This window comes from Micromonospora sp. NPDC049049 (assembly GCF_040649115.1).
Classification (GTDB): domain Bacteria; phylum Actinomycetota; class Actinomycetes; order Mycobacteriales; family Micromonosporaceae; genus Micromonospora.
Genome location: NZ_JBEZEX010000045.1, coordinates 1 through 16,729, shown reverse-complemented (window position 1 = coordinate 16,729; position 16,729 = coordinate 1). Strand labels below are relative to the sequence as shown.

Sequence of the window (16,729 nt, the reverse complement as noted above, 5' to 3'; positions counted from 1 at the left end):
GCGTGCCGTCAGGTGCGGCGGCGGCGCTCCTGCTCGAGGCGCTCGTCCAGCCGGCCCATCTCGTAGATAGCGTTGAGGCTGGTCGGCAGTCGACTGACGTTGTCCGGCACCGGGCCGGGATCCGGCGCCGGCCCCGAGTCCGGCGCCGGCCCGGAGTCCGGTGCCGGCCCGGGGTCGGGTGCGGCGGCGGGGGCCGGTGCCCGGCGGCGCAGGAGCAGCAGTGCCAGCACCGCGAGGACCGCCACGACCAGCAGGTACGACGCGGGTGGCCAGGCATTCCGGGTGGGGTTGGCCAGGGACGGCGGCGGGGTTGGTGCGGGGGTGTCGCCGTCGCGCCAGGGCACGGCGGCCTCGCGGGTGCCGGTGTCCTCGCCGGCGGTGCGGCGATGCGGGGCGGCGGGTGCGGGGACGCCGCTCGTCGACCCGGCCGGCCCGGGGATCGCGACGGGTTTCACCGGGCTGGGCTGACCAGCGACCGGCGGCCGACTCGGCGTGGCCGCCGCGGTGGGGGTGGCGCTCGGCGTCGGAGCGGCGCTCGGCGTGTCGCCGCCGAGCAGGTCGTCGACGATCTGGCCGATGCCGCCGACGATGTCACGAAGCGGGTTCGAGGTGGCCGACGGGGACGGCGCAGGCGCGAGGGCGAGGGTCAGCGCGAGGACGACGACGGTAGGCATGACGCCACCTCCGATATGCCGATATGCCACGCACCGTACCGCGTAGTGGGATCGCGTGGGTGACACCGCACACCGGGGCGACGAACGCGTGTCAGGTTCGAGGGCAGCCGGCTGCGCCCTCCTCGCCTACGATGCCAGGAACGCGGCGGGCAGCGAGGGGGCGGCATGGTCGATTTCGCGGTGGACCCGGTTGACGTTCGCGAGCGTGCGCGAACCCTTGGCACCACGATCGCTGAGGACTACGCGAACGAGGCGGACGAGTTCGCCCGCAACTCCGCCATCGATGCGCCCGGCTTCGGCATCGCCTTGTCGCCGGCGGAGGCGGCCTACATCCAGCGCGTCGAATTCCTCGTGAAGGACGTCCGGGGTGCTGCGGACGTGTGCCGGCAGATCGGCGAGAAACTCGGCGTCGTCGCGGATCAGTACGAGCGCGCGGAGAACCTGCACGTGGGTGGGTTTGGTGGCACGCCGGTGCCGACGAGCAGTTTCGGCGATGCCTACGGCAGGACCAGTGCTGCCCAGCTCACCCAGGATCCGGCGCTGCTCGTCGCCGCCGGTGCCTCGATCACGCTGGCGGAGATCGGCGCGATCATGGCTGGCCTGTCGGCCTGCGCCGCGCTGTGCCCGACGTTCATCGTCGGCGTGACCGGCGCGGCCCTGTTCGTGGCCAACCCGATCGGTATCGCCCAGGCCGGTGCCGATCTGATTCGTCACGGCGACAATCTGCAGAAGGCGCTCAACACGAACTTCGACAAGATCTGCTCGGCGGCGACCGCCACCTGGAAGGGCCAGGGCAAGGACAGCTTCGTCATCATGTCGACCAAGCTCAAGGCCCATCTCGACGAGCTTGGCGCATACATCCGCACCCTCGGCGAGACCCTGCACTCCCTGACGATCGCCCTCACCGGCCTGTGGCTCGCCCTGGGCGCGATGACGGTGCCGTTCCTGACCTGGCTGATAACCATGCGCGGCGCCCAACTCATACCCGGTTTCGCCCCCGCGCTGGAGCCGCTCATCCAGGCGGCCGGGGCCGCTGTCGCCGGCTCCACCACCACGATGATCGCCGGGGTGACCGCGGTGGGCAGCCTGGTCCTGGCGCTCATCAATGGGCTTTTCAAGGACTTCCTGAAGCTGCTGGCGCTGCCGGACGACGGTGCGGCGGGCACACCGGACCTGACCGAGTTCCGCGTCGGCGAGAACTTCGCCTGACCTCCGCTTTAAGGAGCCTTCGTGATCGACCCAGACGTGCAACGCCGGATCGAAGGGATGGCCGAGCAGGCGACCCGGTTCGCCGCCACCATGCAGAACCTCACCAGCGAGGGCACCGACGACGCGGAGCTGGTGCGCGCGACGTGCGACGCGAGCGGTCGCCTCGTCGACATCGACCTGGCGGCGGGCACCCGACGGATGCAGACCTACGAGCTGCGAGAGGCGATCCTTGCCGCCGCTGGCCGGGCCGCCGACGCGGCCAGCGCCAGCCTGGCGGACGCGGTCTCGCAGGTGACTCAGAGCGCTGACGTGTACGGCGCCGACGCAGTACGGCAGGCTCAGGAACAGGTCGCCCAGTATCGGCGGCTCGTCGACGCGCAGCAGGACAAACTCGAGCAGCTGCGCGCCGGCCTCGGCCAGCCGTGAGCACCGAGGCGCCCGAGCTGCGCATGCGTCGACGGCTGCTGCGGGTGCTCGGCACGCTGCGGCCGATCAAGGCCGGTTATCAGATGCGCCCGATGACTGTCGGCGGGGTTCTCGGCCTGATGGTCGCCGGGGTCCTGGCCCTCCTCGTGACCGCGCCACTGGCTTCGCTGGTGCCGTGGCTGCCGTTCGTCGCTGTGCCCGCCGTGGTGGTGGCTGTTCCTCTCCTGTTGCTGATCGCGAATATCGGCGCGGGCGCCTGGTACGCCTGCGGCGCCGGGCTTCCGATGCTGTCGGTCACCGACGGGGAGGTCCGCGGCCGACTGCGCGGAGTGTGGGCCGATGAACTGGCCGACGCCGACCCTGATGATCCGGCCTGGTGGGACCTGCGGCTGCCGGCCCGTGCGCTCAGCGGCGTTCGCGTGGAGCGCGACAGCCCCGGGGGCCCGCTCCTCGTCCTCGACCTGCCACCCGCGGCAGCGGAAGCGCTGACAGCGAAGGCTGACACGCAGAAGCTCGCGGAGCACTGGCGCAGCAGCGTCGACAGCCCCGCCGCGTGGCAGATCGGTCTCTTCGAGGGGCGGTTTCGCCGCGCGCGTCGCCTCCGGGAATTCCTGAAGGCACTCGCCGCCGCGGGTGGCCCGGTCCCCTAGAACACGCGCCGAGGGGCGGAGGTCGCCTGTCGCGTCCTCCGCCCACAGCGTCCGAGCTGGTCAGACGGGCAGGCCGCCGACCTGGGTGTTGATCCAGGACCGGATGGACGGCAGGTCGACGTAGATGGACGGGCCGGTGGCGCAGGTGGAGTTGTTGTTGCCGGCCCGGCTCGTGGCGCCGATCAGGTTCCACACTCCGTTGACCCGGCGCACCTGCGGGCCACCGGAGTCGCCGTAGCAGGCGCCGGAGTTGCCGTTGGTGTTGTTGGTGCAGATCTCGTACGGGCCGTTGATGCCGGAGCACCGGCTGTCGGCCACGATGGACGTGTCGAGCTCGTTGGCCACGGTCGGGGCCGACCCGCAGCCCCGCGGGGCGCAGGTCTGACCCCAGCCGATGATCCGGGTGGCGGTGCCGACCGCGCCGGAGGTGCTCGGGATCGGGGCCGGCGCGTACGTGACCGAGCTGGCCAGTTGCAGCAGCTTCACGTCGACGCTCGGGTGGTTGACCGCCCGGGTCACCTGCACCACGGTCCCGCCGCTGGAACGGTTGACGCTGCCCACCCGCACCGAGGACGGCGTCGAACAGTGCTTGGCGGTGACCGCCCAGTTGCCCTTGATCAGCGTGCCGGTGCAGCCGGAGACGTACACCATGAAGGGGTAGTTCTCCGTGGCCGGCCGGCCGCCGACCACCAGCGGGCTGATGTCCGAGGCGTCGTTCCAGGTGTACGTCGTGCTGGCCGGTGCGGCCAGGGTGCCGGCGAACAGCGAGTTCACCCGGCTCGCCTCGGCGGCGCTGGGGTTGGCGTTGCGGCAGGAGACCGGTGCGCTGCTGCCGGACATCAGGTCGGAACAGAGGCCGGTGCGCCGGTCCGGCAGGCCCAGGATGTGGCCGACTTCGTGGGTGGCGATGCGGGTGCGGTCGTAGCCCTGGTTGACGGCCGTGCGGCCCATCCAGATCCGGCCCGAGCCGAGGCCGGTCGGCTGCGCGCGGGGCCAGCCATCGTCGACGTAGATGGTGATGCTGGCCGGGGTGCCGGCCAGGAGTCGGACGTTGCTGACCCGGCTGTTCCAGATCTGCGCCGCCTGGTCGAAGTTGGTGCGGAACTCGCCGGTCCGGCTCGCGTCGTAGTAGACGGTCCGGACGGCGGCGGCCGGCGTGCCGGTGGCGAGCTGCATCCCGGCCGCCGCCAGGATCGCCACCAGCATGGCCATCGCCGCGCGTCTCAGTTGTCCTCGGAACATCGGGTACTCCCCTGCGGTCGTCCGGTGGCCGTCGGCCGCCGGTCATCGATGTACGCCGATATTAATGTGACGGCGGTCGATGTTCGGCATAGCGGAAGCGTCATACCGGCGGCGGATCAGTGCCTACCAGTTGCCGAGCACCAGTCGTCCGCCGACCTGGCTGACGGTCGGGACCACCTGCCGTTACTCGGCGGTTACGTCACAGCGAAGCTCCTGTGCCGGGGCAGGACGACGGTGGCGGCAGAGGGTCACCGGCAGCGTCGCCGCGACGTGACCCCGGTACCGAACGGAGAAACCACAATGAGGATCAGGAGCACACTGACCGCGTTGACGGTCGTCCTCGCCGGGCTGGTCGCCAGCGCGGGCAGCAGCGCCGCCGAGGGCACCACGACCACAGCGGCGTACTGCGGGATCACCTGGGGCAGCGCGGAGAAGGCGGCCGGCGCGCTGAGCGACGCCCCGCTGATCGATGTGCGCACCGGCCGGCACGACTGCTACGACCGGGTCGTCTTCGAGTTCACCGGCCCGGTCGACGGATACGCGGTCGGCTACGGCGAGACGTGGACCGAGGGCGAAGGGCTGGCGCTGTCGCCGTACACCGCTGGCGGGGCGCTGCTGCGGGTCTCGCTGCGGGCCCCGGCGTACGACGACGACCACCTGGGCACCGTGCCCTACGCGGTCGGCGAGCACGTGGCGAATCTGCTGCGCTACCAGACACTGCGCGACGTGGTCTTCGGCGGCAGCTTCGAGGGCTACAGCACCTTCGCCGTCGGCGTACGGGCGCGGTTGCCGTTCCGGGTGCTCGTGCTCGCCGGCCCCGGCACCCACAGCCGGGTGGTGCTCGACGTCGCCCACCAGTGGTGACCGGGACCGGCCGATCCGCCTGGCCATTCGCCGGACGCGGCGGATGGCCAGGCGACGCGCGACTCACACGTGCAGGGTGGGCCGGTAGACGAGTTCCTGGGTGCGACCGTCGAGGGTCCGGCTCTCGATCAACTCCAGGTCGAAGTCGGCCGCTCCCTGGAAGATCGGCTCGGTACCGGTCTGCCCGGTGATCACTGGAAAGAGCGTCACCTGGACGAGATCGACCAGTCCGGCGGCCATCAGCGCCCGGTTCAACGACAGGCTGCCGTGCGATCGCAGGGGGACGGCGGACTCCTCCTTGAGTCGGGCGACGACGTCGACCGCGTCACCGCGCACGATGGCCCCGTCCGGCCAGTCGAGGGGGCCTTCCAGCGAGTTCGACACCACTGTCGCCGGGAGGTTCCTCATCCGGGTCACCCAGGCGTCGCGGACCTCGGACTCCTCGGTGCTCGCGGCCAGCATCTGCGCGAACACCCGGTACGTGTTGGCCCCGAAGACCATGCGCTGATCCACGCTGTAGACGGACAGGCGGTGTGCGAGCAGTTCAGGGCCCTGCTTTCCCCAGTAGCCGCCCCAGTTTCCACTGGTGGTGCCGAAGCCGTCGAGGCTGGAAAAGACGTCGACGGTGTAGGTGGCGGTCATCATGCTCTCCGTTCACTGGTGAGTTCGTTGCGACGGGTCTCCAGGTAGGCCCGCTCGGTCGCGTTGGTGGCCAGAGCCGCGGCCTGGTCGTAGGCGACTCGTGCCTCTTCGTTGTGTCCGAGCCGGGCGAGCAGTTCGGCTCGGGTGGCGGGCAGCCGGTGGTAGCCCGGTAGGTCGATGCCCTCCAGCGCGGCGAGGGCCACCGACGGCCCGTGCACCTCGGCGACGGCGACCGCACGGTTGAGCGCCACGACAGGATTTGGCGCGAGCGTGAGGAGTTGGTCGTACAGTGCCAGGACCTGCGGCCAGTCGGTTGCGGCACCGTCGGTGTGCACGGCGCTGATCGCGGCCTGGATCTGGTACGGGCCGGGCCGGTTGCGGCGCAGGCATCGGCGGACCAGGTCATGGCCCTCGGTGATGAGCTGCCGGTTCCACAGTGACCGGTCCTGGTCGGCCAGCAGCACCAGGTCGCCGGTCGGGCCGAGCCGGGCCGGGCGGCGCGCCTCGGTCAGCAGCAGCAGAGCGAGAAGGCCCAGGGCCTCGGGCTCATCGGGCATCAACGCGGCGAGTTCACGGGCCAGCCGGATCGCCTCGGCGCACAGGTCCGTTCTGATCAACGGGCCGGCGGTGGAGGCGTAGCCCTCGTTGAACATCAAGTAGAGCACGGTGAGGACGGGCGGCAGCCGGTCCGGCAGCTCATGTTCGGCCGGCACCCGGTACGGGATGGCGGCGTCGCGGATCTTCTTCTTGGCGCGCACGATGCGCTGGGCGACGGTCGCCTCCTGAACCAGGTAGGCGCGGGCGATCTCCGGTACGTCGAGACCGCCCAGCAGGCGCAGGGTGAGCGCCGTCCGCGCCTCCGGGGCCAGCGCCGGGTGACAGCAGGTGAAGATGAGTCGCAGCTGGTCGTCCCGCACCGGTCCCACCTCCGAGGGATCATCCTGGTGATACAGCAGCAGGGCCTGAGCGTGGCGGGCCTCGCGGGTCGACTCCCGCCGAAGACGGTCGACGGCACGGTTGCGTGCGGTGGTCACGATCCAGGCGCCCGGGTTCGGCGGCAGTGTCTGCCACTTCTGCAGCGCCGTGGTGAAGGCGTCCTGGACGGCCTCCTCGGCGAGGTTGATGTCACCGAGGAGGCGGGCCAGGGTGGCGACGCAGCGGCCGTACTCCGCGCGGTAGATGCTCGCCAGGTCCATGTCGGAAGACCGGCTGCCGGTCAGGCCTGCGACAGGTCGTCGAAGGGGCGCACCTCGACCGGGCCGCAGGCCGCCGCGCACCTCTCGGCCCAGGCCAGCGCCGCGTCCAGGTCCGCGCACCTGATGACCCAGAACCCGGCGATGTGCTCCTTCGTCTCGGCGAACGGTCCGTCGCTCATGGCGGTGGTGCCGTTCTCGACCCGGACGACGGTGGCGCTCTCCGGCGAGGTGAGTCCCCCGCCGAAGACCCAGGCGCCCGCGGCCTGCATGTCGTCGTTGATCCGGCCGGTCTCCCTGAACATGGTCTGCGTTTCCTCGTCGGACGGCGTCGGCGCGCCCTCGACGACGTGCACGGACAGCAGGTACTGCTTCATGACGATCCTCCGGTACCTCGATGTGGTGGGACGGGTGCAGGTCAGGCGGCCAGGCGGCGCGCGAGGGCGGGGATCACGATCGCGGCCGCGACCAGGTGGGTGAGCATCAGCAGCGCCTTGGTGGCCATCCCGGCGTCGGCGATCACGTCCGGCACCAGGGACAGGACCGTCAGCACCACGGTCGTGCGGACGAACGTGACCCGGGGGCGCCGGGCGAAACGGGCCAGCACACCGGCGATCAGCACGCCGATCAGCGAGAAGACAGCGGTCAGCACACCGAACCCCGTCACGGGGATCGGGGCGCCGCCCAGCGCGAGGCTGATCCCGGCCAGATGTCCGACGGCGGCGACGGCCATGGTGGCGACGCTCGCCGCGACAGTGGCGGCGACACCGGTCCGGATCAGCGCACCGACGTTCGGCGTGGTGGCGCGGGTCGTGTTCGCAGTGGCGGTCATCGTGCCCTCCAGTGGGTGTGCGGCCCGTTCCGATGCCGGGCTCTCACCAGGGCTACGAACCGAACCGGTCCCAATCGACAGCACGCCCAGAATTCTTGTCGACGATTTTTCGAGACGACCTCGCCGCCTCGCCGATCATGGAGTTGTGGTGGGTGACAAAGGCGACTGCCAGTCCCCGAAACGGGCACCACAACTCCATGATCGACACCGTGGACCTAAGCCTCGTCGGCCAGGTGCCAGACCTCGCGCATCGGGGCCCACCAGTCCCCCGAGCCGGGCTCGGCGATCGACTCCTGACACGGGTCGGTCAGCTTCCACCACTCCTGCGTCTGCGGGTCCGCCTCGATCAGCCGCTGGTCGGCCTCGTAGTCCTCGCCCACGTACTCGTAGTAGCCGAAGAGCAGATCGTCGTGGAGGAAGATGGTGTAGTTGCGGAAGTTCGCCTCGCGCAGCGTCTTCTCCACGCTCGGCCAGACGGCGGCGTGCAACTTCAGGTAGGTCTCCCGCTGCTCGGGGCGGAGTCGGATCACGCAGCCATGACGTTTCACGTCGTGCCCTTTCGTGTGAGCTGATCCAGGGGTGCCGAAAGCACCTGACGTTAGCGGTTCGGCGGCGCTCGGAGGGGGCCAGCCGGCCGCCGATGTCGGCCGTTCCGCCAGGACTACGCACTGTGGCGCCGGGTCTACCCTCGGGTGATGGAGGGCCGCGTGTTGGTGGTCGAGGACGACTTCTCGATCCGGGAGGTCACCGCCCTCGGTCTGCGCCGCGCCGGTTTCCGGGTCGACACCGCTGTGGACGGGCGGCAGGCTCTGGCCGCGTTCCGCGCCCACCCGGTCGACCTCATCGTGCTCGACATCATGCTGCCGGGCCTCGACGGTCTGGAGGTCTGCCGGGAGATCCGGCGCACCAGCCAGGTGCCGATCCTGATGCTGACCGCGCGCACCGACACCATCGACGTGGTGGTCGGGCTGGAGTGCGGCGCGGACGACTATCTGCGCAAGCCCTTCGACCTGCCCGAGCTGGTGGCCCGGGTTCGCTCGGTGCTGCGTAGGGTCAGCCTGCCGACCCCCTCGACCGTCATCGAGGTCGGCGGTCTGGAGATCGACCCGGGCGGCTTCGTGGTCCGCCGGCACGGCCGGGAGGTGGCGCTCACCTCCACCGAGTTCCGCCTCCTCCTGGAGCTGGCCCGCCGGCCCGGTCAGGTCTTCACCCGGGAACTGCTGCTGGACCTGGTCTGGAACCACGACTTCCTCGGCGACTCCCGACTGGTCGACGTGGCGGTGCAGCGGCTACGCGCGAAGGTCGAGGACGACCCGGCGCAGCCACTGCTGATCCGGACCGTACGTGGCGCCGGCTACAAACTGTCGACGGGTTGACGGGGGCGGCGATGGCCGGACGCGCCGTGTTGCCCGGGCGCCTGCGGCGCCGGCTGACGATCGCGTTCGTCCTGGTCGCCGGAGTCTCGGCCGGGCTGCTCGCCGGCGGGACCGGGCTGCTGCTGCGGCAGTCCTGGTTGGACGCGTCGCTGCACGAGGCCGCCGCCGACGCCCGCTACCAGCTCGTTCTCGCTGGGCAGTTCCTGCCGCTGACCGAGCAGCGCAGCACCGAACTGCTCACCAGCTTCGAGGCCAGTGGTCGGCACGTGCTGCTCGTCGACGGCCCGACTCGCGCCTCGCACCCCGCGTACGCCCCGGTGCTGGGCACCCGGTTGCGGGCCGTCGTCGCGGACGGGCGGCTCGGCTATCAGCGCTCCGCGCCAGCGGAGCGTCCTCGGCTGCTGGTGATCGGTGGGCGCATCCCCGGCTCGACCGCCGAGCTGTACGTCCTGACAGTGGAGGACGACGTCGCCACCGACCTGGGTCAGCTACGCACCGCTCTCGTAGCCGGTTGGGTGCTGGTGGTGTTGCTCGCCGCCGCAGTGGGTCACGCGTTGGCGCGCCGGACGTTGGAGCCGGTGGGCCGGGCCAGCCGGGCCGCCCGAGCACTGACCGAAGGGCTGCTCGCCACCCGCCTGCCGGTACGCGGGCGCGACGAGTTCAGCGTCTGGGCGGCGACCTTCAACGAGATGGCCGAGGCACTGGAGTCGAAGATCGCGGCGCTGTCGGCCGCGCAGGCCCGCGAGCGGCGCTTCACCGCCGATGTCGCGCACGAGCTGCGTACCCCGGTGACCGCGTTGGTGGCCGCGGCGTCGCTGCTGCGCGAGCACCTCGACCAACTGCCCGAGGACGCCCGGCCGGCGGCCCGGTTGCTGGTCGGCGACGTGGTCCGGCTGCGCCGGTTGGTCGAGGATCTGGTGGAGATCTCCCGGCTGGACGCAGGGCAGGAGCAGCTGGCCGTCGGGCCGGTCGACGCGTTGGCGCTGCTGCACGACATCGTGGCGGCGCGCGGCTGGTCGCCCCGGGTGCGGGTCACCGGTGCTCCGGTGGCGGCCCGCACCGACCGGCGTCGGCTGGAGCGCGTGCTGGCCAACCTTGTCGCCAACGCGGTCGAGCACGGCGGTGGCGAGATCACGGCCAGCGTGGTGGGCGCCGGGCCTCTGGTCGTCTTCGAGGTGACCGACGAGGGGCCGGGCATCCCGGCCGAGCACCTGCCCCGCGTGTTCGACCGGTTCCACCAGGTCGACCCGTCCCGCTCCGCGCCGGGCAGCGGGCTCGGGCTGGCCATCGCCCGGGAGCACGCCGACGTGCTCGGCGGCGCGTTGAGCGTGCGCAGCGAACCGGGCGAGGGCACCCGGTTCCGGCTGGAGTTGCCCGTCGCCGTGCCCGCCGGCCCGCACGGTGACCTGCCGGACCCGGACGACGGCGCCGCCCACCCGGGTCCGGTTGGGCGTACCGCCGGCACGCCAGGTGGTGTGGGGTGACCGGCCGCGGCGCGGTCAGGCTCGGCGCACCGGCGCTGGTCGCGGCGCTCCTGCTCGGCGGCTGCGGCACGTCCCGCTCCGGTGACCTCGGCCTGGCGCCCACCGCGCCGCCGCCGAGCGTCGCACCCACCGACCGGCCGGAACCCACCCCGACCCGGGCCGCGGCACCGACACCACGAGCCACGAACCGGCCGCCGGGTCCGTCGACGACGGCGTCCACCGGCACGCACCGGCTGGACCCGGTGACAGTGGAGCTGTGGTACGTCCGCGCCGGGCTGCTGGTGCCGACCCGGCGCACCCGGCCGGGCACTGTCGCGACGTCCCGGCTGGCGCTGACGGAACTGGCCGCCGGGCCGACCCCGGCCGAGGCCGCAACCGGGATGATCACCCTGCTTCCGGCCGGGGTCGAGGTCACCCGCATCGCCGACGGCATGGCGACGCTGCGGGTGCCGTCCGTCGGCGACCCGGCAACCCAGCGGCTGCGCGAGGCGCAGGTGGTGTGGACGCTCACCCAGTTCCCCAGCGTGCGTCAGGTCCGCCTCGACGACGCGGCCCCGGTCGACCGGGCGGACTACGCGGACCTGCTGCCACCGATTGTGGTCACCGGCCCGATCCCCGGTGAGCGCGTCTCCGCTCCCCTCGTCGTCACCGGCACCGCCACCGTGTTCGAGGCGACGGTGAGCGTCCGGGTGCTGGACGCCGCCGGCCGGCAGGTGGCCACCGGTTTCGGCACCGCCAGTTGCGGCAGCGGCTGCCGGGGCGGCTACCGCGTCGTGGTCGGCTGGCGCACGGTCCGCGAGCAGAAGGGCACCGTCGAGGTGTACGAGGTGTCGGCCGAGAACGGCGAGCGGATCCACACGATGGCAGTGCCGGTGGTCCTCGCACCTCGCGACTGACCGCCCTGCCCGAGAGGGTGTTAACCCGGTGCGTCATCCATTTGTCGACATCGACATGCGGGCCTGACGTCTACCCGACAGAGCGGCTCCTCGTCGACATTCTCCGGGCTGGCGCGGCCAATCGGCGAAAGCGCAGGTCACCCGCCATGGAGCCGGTGAGAAAGTCTCCGACACGCCGGCAGCGGGACGGTTCGTCGGACCGGACCGGACGACCGTCCCCGTGAACTTCGAGATTGACCTGCACAGACATGTTTGCCAACGTGAGCGCGTCGTTGCGCAGAGTCATATTCGCTGTTCAGCGCTGTGGCGACCGGCCGTATCGGAGTCGCGTCGGTCGCCGCGACAGCCTCACCATCCCTCACAGAGCGGAGATACATCATGTCCGGTGGCAGCCTTCCCCGTACCGGTATGGGCGTTGTCACGATCGGCGGCGCGGCCGGTATCGGCGGCTACACCCTCCCCCTGCCGCTCACCATCGCCCTCACCGGAGCGACCGCCGTCCTCGTCGGCTTCATCATGATCCGAATGACGTTCCGTCGTCAGCAGTCGGTCGGACAGTGACCGCGAGCGTCACGAGGGGTCGTGTCCTGTTCGCCGCGGCGGTCGTCCTGGCCGCCGCGGCGGCGTGGACCGCCCATCACGTCCTCGCCGTGATCGGCGCCATCGACGGAGGCGGCCACCGCTTCACCTTCGCGTACGCCACCATGTTTCTGCTGCTGATCTGGCAGCTCGGCACCTCCTATCTGGAGAAGCCCGCCGTGGTCACCGACCGGATGCAGGGGCACCTCGACGCTCTGCACGTGGTGGGTATCGTGCCGGCGTACAACGAGGATCCGGGCGCGCTGCGGGCCTGCCTCGAATCCATGATCTTCCAAACGCGCAAACCAGACACCATCTACGTGGTGGACGATGGGTCGAAGCTGACCGAGGGCTACCAGCCGATCAAGCGGTGGTTTCTCGACGTCGCCCCCGTACACGGGATCATCGCCGCCTGGCACATCCAACCCAATGCCGGGAAGCGGCACGCCCAGGCCGCCGCGGTGCGGTCGACACCGGCAGCCGACATCTACTGGACGGTGGACTCGGACACCATCTCGGACCCGAACGCCCTCCGGGAGTTGTTGAAGCCCTTCGCCGACCCGGCGGTGCAGTCCGTCGCGGGGGTGGTGATGGCCGCGAATGTGCGCAGCAGCTTCCTCACCCGGTTCACCGACCTGTGGCTGGTGACCGGGCAGCTCACCGACCGGTCGTCGCTGTCGGTGTTCGGGTGTGTGTGGGTGAACTCGGGCCCGATCGCCGCCTACCGCGCGGAGGTGGTTCGCGACAACCTCGGGGCGTATCTGACGGAGACGTTCTTCGGCCAGCGGGTGCCCTTCTCCGACGACTCCCTCCTCACCCTCTTCGCGATGGTCCGGGGACGCACCGTGCAGCAGCCGTCGGCGTTCGCGTTCTCCCTCATGCCGGAGAACGCAGGGCACTTCTGCCGGATGTTCCTACGCTGGATGCGCGGCAGCTTCATCAGGACCTGGTGGCGGGTCCGGTACCTGTCGTTGCGGTCGATCGCGTGGTGGCTGCATCTGCTGCGCTGGGCGGCCACGGTGGTCGCGACGGTGCTGTTCGTGGCGGTGGCGGTCCTGTCGCCGATCATCGACCCCGATCCGCGGGCGATTCCGTGGCTGGTGGCTGTGCCGCTGATCGTGGGGTACGGCCAGGCGCTCCGCTACATGACGGTGCGACGATCGGACCAGTCGACGGCGTACCAGTGGGGCACCTGGCTCCTCACGCCCGTCGCTGTGGTGTTCGCCCTGGTCGTGCTGCGGGCGATCCGCTGGTACGGCGTCGCCACCTGCTGGCGCACCGGCTGGGGCACCCGCAAGAAGGTGGAAGTGGCGCTGGGTTCCTGACCACGACCCGGGCCGATCCTGACAGCCGGACTGACTCCAGGTGAAACGTCACCGTTTCGTCGGCCGAGTGCGAGGCAACTCACGAAACCCTGCACGACCAGCCAACCGCGAACTATCGTCAGTACGACATCGTTTCGCGGGGGGTCGAGATGCTGGGTGGTCAACAGGTGGGCGCGGGCGCCGGGGTGCCGGCAGCCCGGGCTCCGCGCTGCACCGACAGCGACCTGTTCACCGTCGTCATCGACACCCTGCGCGAGGTCGGCTTCGACCGGATGACCATCGACGCCGTCGCCGCCCGCGCCCACGTCAGCAAGGCCACCATCTACCGACGCTGGGACGGCAAGGCCGAGCTGGTCGTCGCCGCCCTGCGCGACCGGCAGGTGGGTGTTCACAACCCGCCCGACACCGGCTCCCTTCGCGGCGACCTGATCGAGTTGCTGCGGGCCACGGCCGCGATCTGCACGGCCGACTGCGACCTCATGCAAGCGTTGACCTTCGCCATGCGGACCAACCCGGAGCTGGAACGCCTGGTGCGTCACCAGGTGCTGCCGGCCGGGCGGGTGGCAACCACCGCCATCCTGGTCCGGGCCGCGTCGCGCGGGGAGATTCCGCCGGAGGCCGGCGAGCGGGAGCTGTTCCACGATCTGGCGCCCGCGCTCACCATGTCCCGCATCGTCGCGCACGGCCTACCCGCCGATGACGCGTTCCTCACCCAGGTCGTCGACCAGGTGCTGATCCCGGTACTCCGCTATCAGCACGACCGTCCCTCGCCGGCCTGATTCACCGATATTCGGAACACGGAAGGCTTCACCATGCCCGGAACCACCTCGACCGCGCCCGGCGCGCCCAACGCCGGGCCGTCGACTGGCGCACCGCACCCGCGGCGCTGGATCGCGCTGGCGGTCATCGCGGTCTCACAGCTGATGGTCGTCCTGGACGCCACGATCGTGAACATCGCGCTGCCGCAGGCCCAGGCCGACCTGGGGATCACCGACGCGAACCGGCAGTGGGTGATCACCGCCTACACGCTGGCCTTCGGTGGTCTGCTGCTGCTCGGCGGTCGGATCGCGGACTACTGGGGGCGCAAGCGCACCTTCCTGGTCGGCATGACCGGTTTCGCGCTCGCCTCCGCCCTGGGCGGACTGGCCACCACCGGTGAGATGCTCTTCGCCGCCCGCGCGTTGCAGGGTGCCTTCGGCGCGCTGCTCGCCCCGGCCGCGCTGGCGCTGCTCACCGTCCTGTTCACCGAGGCCACCGAGCGGGCCAAGGCCTTCGCGGTGTACGGCGCGATCGCCGGCGGCGGGTCGGCGGTCGGCCTGCTGCTCGGCGGTGTGCTCACCGAGTACGCCGACTGGCGCTGGTGCCTGCTGGTCAACATCCCGGTCGCCGCCATCGCCATCGCGTTCGCGCTGCCACTGGTGCCGGAGAGCCGGGCCCACGGCAACACCCGCTACGACGTACCCGGTGCGATCCTGGTGACCGCCGGCCTGGTCTCCCTGGTCTACGGCTTCACCAAGGCCGCCGAGGACGGCTGGGACGCCACCGCGACGCTCGCTTTCATCGCCGCGGGCGTGGTGCTGCTCGCCGCCTTCGTGGTGGTCGAGCTGCGCTCCAGCCACCCGCTGCTGCCACTGCGGATCGTGCTGGACCGTAACCGGGGTGGGGCGTTCCTCACCTCGACGCTGATCGGCGCCGGCCTGTTCGGGGCGTTCCTCTTCCTGACCTTCTACTTCCAGGTGGTGTTGCAGTACAAGCCCCTCGAAGCCGGTCTCGCATCCCTGCCGGTCACCGCCGGTGTGCTGATCGCCGCGGGTGGCGCCAGCCAGCTGATGCCCCGGTTGGGCGCCAAGCCGCTGATGGTCGCCGGTTCGGTGCTCGCCGCCCTGGGCATGCTGGTGCTGACCCAGATCGACGTGGACACCTCCTTCCTCACCCACCTGCTGCCCGCGCAGGTCGTCCTGGGCCTGGGGCTGGGCTTCACCTTCGTCCCGCTGTCCAGCCTCGCCCTGGTCGGGGTGCCGGAGCACGACGCCGGCGCGGCCAGCGCGACGCTCAACGCCACCCAGCAGATCGGTGGCTCGCTCGGCACCGCGCTGCTGAACACCTTCTACACCAGCGCGGTCGCCGCCTATCTGGTCGGCCGGGCGCCGAACCCGGTCAACCAGGTCGAGGCGCTGGTGCACGGCTACCGGGTGGCCTTCGCCTGGGGCGCGGCGCTGATCGTGCTCGCCGGACTGGCCACCCTGGTCCTGGTGAAGGTCCGCAAGGAGGACATCCCGACCGGCAACACAGTGCACATGGGCTGAGTCTGACCGACGTGGCCGCCGGCCGGAACGCGCCCGACACCGGGGCGGGCCGGCCGGCGGCCACGTCCGGTAGCGTCCGGACCATCGTCGAAAAATCCGTTTGAGGAGATCCATGTCGACCCCTGCTGACCAGATCATCACCGCTCTGCGCGCGGGCCACGAGGAGCTCGCGGCGCTCGTACGGGACCTCAAGGAGGACGACCTGGTGCGTCCGTCGGGGGCCAGCGAGTGGCAGGTCTCCCAGGTGCTGAGCCACCTGGGCAGCGGCGCCGAGATCAACCTGGCGACGCTGGACGCCGCCCGTTCCGGCGCGCCCGGCCCGGACGGGGACTTCAACCGTGGCGTCTGGGCGCGCTGGGACGCGATGTCCCCGGCCGAGCACGCCGCCGGGTTCCTCGCCACCAACGAACGGCTGGTCGAGGCGTACGAGGCGCTGGACGCCGAGACCCGGGCCTCGATGCGGATCGACCTCGGCTTCCTGCCGGAGCCGGTCGACGTGGCCACCGCGGCCCGCTTCCGGCTCAGCGAGTTCGCCCTGCACCAGTGGGACGCCGAGGTGGCGTTCAACCCGTTCGCGGCGGTGACGCCGGGGGCGGTGGCGCTGCTGCTCGACCAGATCGGCGGCATGCTGGCCTGGACCAGCCGGCCCCAGGAGCTGGCCGGCCGGGAGGCCACGGTGCTGGTCCGGCTGCACGCGCCCGAGCGGACGTTCGGGCTGCGGCTGGGCGAGAAGGTCGAGATCGTCGACGCGCCGGAGCGCCCCGACGGGGAGCTGGTGGCCCCGGCCGAGGCGTGGCTGCGGCTGGCCACCGGACGGCTGGGCACTCAGCACACCCCCGACGGGGTGCAGGTGACCGGCCCGGTGACCCTCGACGACCTGCGCCGGGTCTTCGTCGGCTTCTGACCAGCGGCCGTGGGGGGGGGGGGGGGGGCGCCCCGCCCCCCCCCCCCCCCCCCCCCCCCCCACCACCCCCCCGGGGGCGCCAGCCACCGCCACCCCCACCGAGCCAGGCGGCACCCGCCCGCGGAGG

General features: G+C 71.3%; 19 protein-coding genes and 1 pseudogene. 12 read left to right on the top strand and 8 right to left on the bottom strand.

What is annotated here, in order from left to right; genetic code table 11:
* Positions 1–8 precede the first annotated feature (8 nt).
* The gene (locus AB0B68_RS29880; protein WP_357203992.1) at positions 9–674 is read right to left on the bottom strand and encodes a hypothetical protein; all 666 of its coding nucleotides are present in this window, start codon (positions 672–674) and stop codon (positions 9–11) included.
* A 165-nt stretch (positions 675–839) separates the two neighbouring features.
* On the opposite strand from AB0B68_RS29880, the gene AB0B68_RS29875 reads away from it, so the two are divergent.
* Genes AB0B68_RS29875 through AB0B68_RS29865 form a run of 3 tightly spaced genes read left to right on the top strand, consistent with a single transcriptional unit; the run spans position 840 to position 2,959 of the window.
* Positions 840–1,883, top strand: coding sequence for a hypothetical protein (locus tag AB0B68_RS29875; RefSeq protein ID WP_357203994.1), 1,044 nt, complete (start codon positions 840–842; stop codon positions 1,881–1,883).
* A 21-nt stretch (positions 1,884–1,904) separates the two neighbouring features.
* Positions 1,905–2,309: a YbaB/EbfC family nucleoid-associated protein gene (locus AB0B68_RS29870; RefSeq protein ID WP_357203996.1), complete on the top strand. Its 405-nt coding sequence runs from the start codon at positions 1,905–1,907 to the stop codon at positions 2,307–2,309.
* Complete coding sequence (locus tag AB0B68_RS29865; RefSeq protein ID WP_357264209.1) at positions 2,306–2,959, top strand: hypothetical protein; 654 nt, start codon at positions 2,306–2,308, stop codon at positions 2,957–2,959. Before AB0B68_RS29870 ends, AB0B68_RS29865 begins: the two co-directional genes overlap by 4 nt.
* Before the next feature lie 60 nt (positions 2,960–3,019).
* Here AB0B68_RS29865 and AB0B68_RS29860 read toward each other — a convergent pair whose 3' ends face one another.
* The gene (locus AB0B68_RS29860) at positions 3,020–3,709 is read right to left on the bottom strand and encodes a trypsin-like serine protease (protein WP_357204025.1); all 690 of its coding nucleotides are present in this window, start codon (positions 3,707–3,709) and stop codon (positions 3,020–3,022) included.
* Positions 3,710–3,727: 18 nt separating this feature from the next.
* Positions 3,728–4,135: pseudogene (locus tag AB0B68_RS29855) on the bottom strand (snapalysin family zinc-dependent metalloprotease); the annotation flags it as partial.
* A 366-nt stretch (positions 4,136–4,501) separates the two neighbouring features.
* Between AB0B68_RS29855 and AB0B68_RS29850 the strand changes: the two are divergent.
* Complete coding sequence (locus tag AB0B68_RS29850; RefSeq protein ID WP_357204000.1) at positions 4,502–5,065, top strand: hypothetical protein; 564 nt, start codon at positions 4,502–4,504, stop codon at positions 5,063–5,065.
* Between the two features lie 63 nt (positions 5,066–5,128).
* Here the strand turns inward: AB0B68_RS29850 and AB0B68_RS29845 are convergent, their stop codons facing one another.
* The 5 genes from AB0B68_RS29845 to AB0B68_RS29825 form a co-directional block, all read right to left on the bottom strand.
* Positions 5,129–5,707: a dihydrofolate reductase family protein gene (locus AB0B68_RS29845; RefSeq protein ID WP_357204002.1), complete on the bottom strand. Its 579-nt coding sequence runs from the start codon at positions 5,705–5,707 to the stop codon at positions 5,129–5,131.
* The gene (locus AB0B68_RS29840; RefSeq protein WP_357264206.1) at positions 5,707–6,903 is read right to left on the bottom strand and encodes an RNA polymerase sigma factor; all 1,197 of its coding nucleotides are present in this window, start codon (positions 6,901–6,903) and stop codon (positions 5,707–5,709) included. Before AB0B68_RS29840 ends, AB0B68_RS29845 begins: the two co-directional genes overlap by 1 nt.
* A gap of 20 nt (positions 6,904–6,923) precedes the next feature.
* Positions 6,924–7,277 (bottom strand): YciI family protein, encoded by a 354-nt coding sequence (locus AB0B68_RS29835; RefSeq protein WP_357204006.1) that lies wholly within the window; start codon positions 7,275–7,277, stop codon positions 6,924–6,926.
* A 41-nt stretch (positions 7,278–7,318) separates the two neighbouring features.
* Complete coding sequence (locus AB0B68_RS29830) at positions 7,319–7,732, bottom strand: DUF6069 family protein (protein WP_357264203.1); 414 nt, start codon at positions 7,730–7,732, stop codon at positions 7,319–7,321.
* 215 nt (positions 7,733–7,947) lie between these two features.
* Positions 7,948–8,262 (bottom strand): L-rhamnose mutarotase, encoded by a 315-nt coding sequence (locus AB0B68_RS29825; protein ID WP_357204010.1) that lies wholly within the window; start codon positions 8,260–8,262, stop codon positions 7,948–7,950.
* A 165-nt stretch (positions 8,263–8,427) separates the two neighbouring features.
* Between AB0B68_RS29825 and AB0B68_RS29820 the strand changes: the two genes are divergently transcribed.
* From AB0B68_RS29820 to AB0B68_RS29785, 8 genes are all read left to right on the top strand, one after another.
* Positions 8,428–9,108: a response regulator transcription factor gene (locus AB0B68_RS29820; RefSeq protein ID WP_355009115.1), complete on the top strand. Its 681-nt coding sequence runs from the start codon at positions 8,428–8,430 to the stop codon at positions 9,106–9,108.
* 11 nt (positions 9,109–9,119) lie between these two features.
* Positions 9,120–10,592 carry a HAMP domain-containing sensor histidine kinase gene (locus AB0B68_RS29815; protein WP_357204014.1) on the top strand — a complete coding sequence of 491 codons (1,473 nt, stop codon included), beginning with the start codon at positions 9,120–9,122 and terminating at the stop codon, positions 10,590–10,592.
* A complete protein-coding gene (locus AB0B68_RS29810; RefSeq protein ID WP_357264199.1) occupies positions 10,589–11,488 on the top strand; it encodes a Gmad2 immunoglobulin-like domain-containing protein in 900 nt (299 codons plus the stop codon). Before AB0B68_RS29815 ends, AB0B68_RS29810 begins: the two co-directional genes overlap by 4 nt.
* Before the next feature lie 378 nt (positions 11,489–11,866).
* On the top strand, positions 11,867–12,049 hold the full coding sequence (locus AB0B68_RS29805) for a hypothetical protein (RefSeq protein ID WP_357204018.1): 183 nt from the start codon (positions 11,867–11,869) through the stop codon (positions 12,047–12,049).
* Positions 12,046–13,392, top strand: coding sequence for a glycosyltransferase (locus AB0B68_RS29800; RefSeq protein WP_357204020.1), 1,347 nt, complete (start codon positions 12,046–12,048; stop codon positions 13,390–13,392). The genes AB0B68_RS29805 and AB0B68_RS29800 overlap by 4 nt, the downstream gene beginning before the upstream one ends.
* Positions 13,393–13,541: 149 nt before the next feature.
* The gene (locus tag AB0B68_RS29795; protein ID WP_357204021.1) at positions 13,542–14,171 is read left to right on the top strand and encodes a TetR/AcrR family transcriptional regulator; all 630 of its coding nucleotides are present in this window, start codon (positions 13,542–13,544) and stop codon (positions 14,169–14,171) included.
* Between the two features lie 33 nt (positions 14,172–14,204).
* A complete protein-coding gene (locus AB0B68_RS29790; RefSeq protein ID WP_357264196.1) occupies positions 14,205–15,698 on the top strand; it encodes an MFS transporter in 1,494 nt (497 codons plus the stop codon).
* A 112-nt stretch (positions 15,699–15,810) separates the two neighbouring features.
* Positions 15,811–16,602, top strand: a complete 792-nt coding sequence (locus AB0B68_RS29785; RefSeq protein WP_357264193.1) for a maleylpyruvate isomerase family mycothiol-dependent enzyme — start codon at positions 15,811–15,813, stop codon at positions 16,600–16,602.
* The last annotated feature ends 127 nt before the right edge of the window (positions 16,603–16,729 follow it).

Excerpts from the sequence above, each read along its gene's own strand:
- AB0B68_RS29795 (WP_357204021.1), top strand. The coding sequence starts at position 13,542 with ATGCTGGGTGGTCAACAGGTGGGCGCGGGCGCCGGGGTGCCGGCAGCC.
- AB0B68_RS29815 (WP_357204014.1), top strand. The coding sequence starts at position 9,120 with ATGGCCGGACGCGCCGTGTTGCCCGGGCGCCTGCGGCGCCGGCTGACG.
- AB0B68_RS29875 (WP_357203994.1), top strand. The coding sequence starts at position 840 with ATGGTCGATTTCGCGGTGGACCCGGTTGACGTTCGCGAGCGTGCGCGA.
- AB0B68_RS29880 (WP_357203992.1), bottom strand. The coding sequence starts at position 674 with ATGCCTACCGTCGTCGTCCTCGCGCTGACCCTCGCCCTCGCGCCTGCG.
- AB0B68_RS29805 (WP_357204018.1), top strand. The coding sequence starts at position 11,867 with ATGTCCGGTGGCAGCCTTCCCCGTACCGGTATGGGCGTTGTCACGATC.
- AB0B68_RS29835 (WP_357204006.1), bottom strand. The coding sequence starts at position 7,277 with ATGAAGCAGTACCTGCTGTCCGTGCACGTCGTCGAGGGCGCGCCGACG.
- AB0B68_RS29840 (WP_357264206.1), bottom strand. The coding sequence starts at position 6,903 with ATGGACCTGGCGAGCATCTACCGCGCGGAGTACGGCCGCTGCGTCGCC.
- AB0B68_RS29830 (WP_357264203.1), bottom strand. The coding sequence starts at position 7,732 with ATGACCGCCACTGCGAACACGACCCGCGCCACCACGCCGAACGTCGGT.
- AB0B68_RS29790 (WP_357264196.1), top strand. The coding sequence starts at position 14,205 with ATGCCCGGAACCACCTCGACCGCGCCCGGCGCGCCCAACGCCGGGCCG.
- AB0B68_RS29785 (WP_357264193.1), top strand. The coding sequence starts at position 15,811 with ATGTCGACCCCTGCTGACCAGATCATCACCGCTCTGCGCGCGGGCCAC.
- AB0B68_RS29845 (WP_357204002.1), bottom strand. The coding sequence starts at position 5,707 with ATGACCGCCACCTACACCGTCGACGTCTTTTCCAGCCTCGACGGCTTC.
- AB0B68_RS29820 (WP_355009115.1), top strand. The coding sequence starts at position 8,428 with ATGGAGGGCCGCGTGTTGGTGGTCGAGGACGACTTCTCGATCCGGGAG.
- AB0B68_RS29850 (WP_357204000.1), top strand. The coding sequence starts at position 4,502 with ATGAGGATCAGGAGCACACTGACCGCGTTGACGGTCGTCCTCGCCGGG.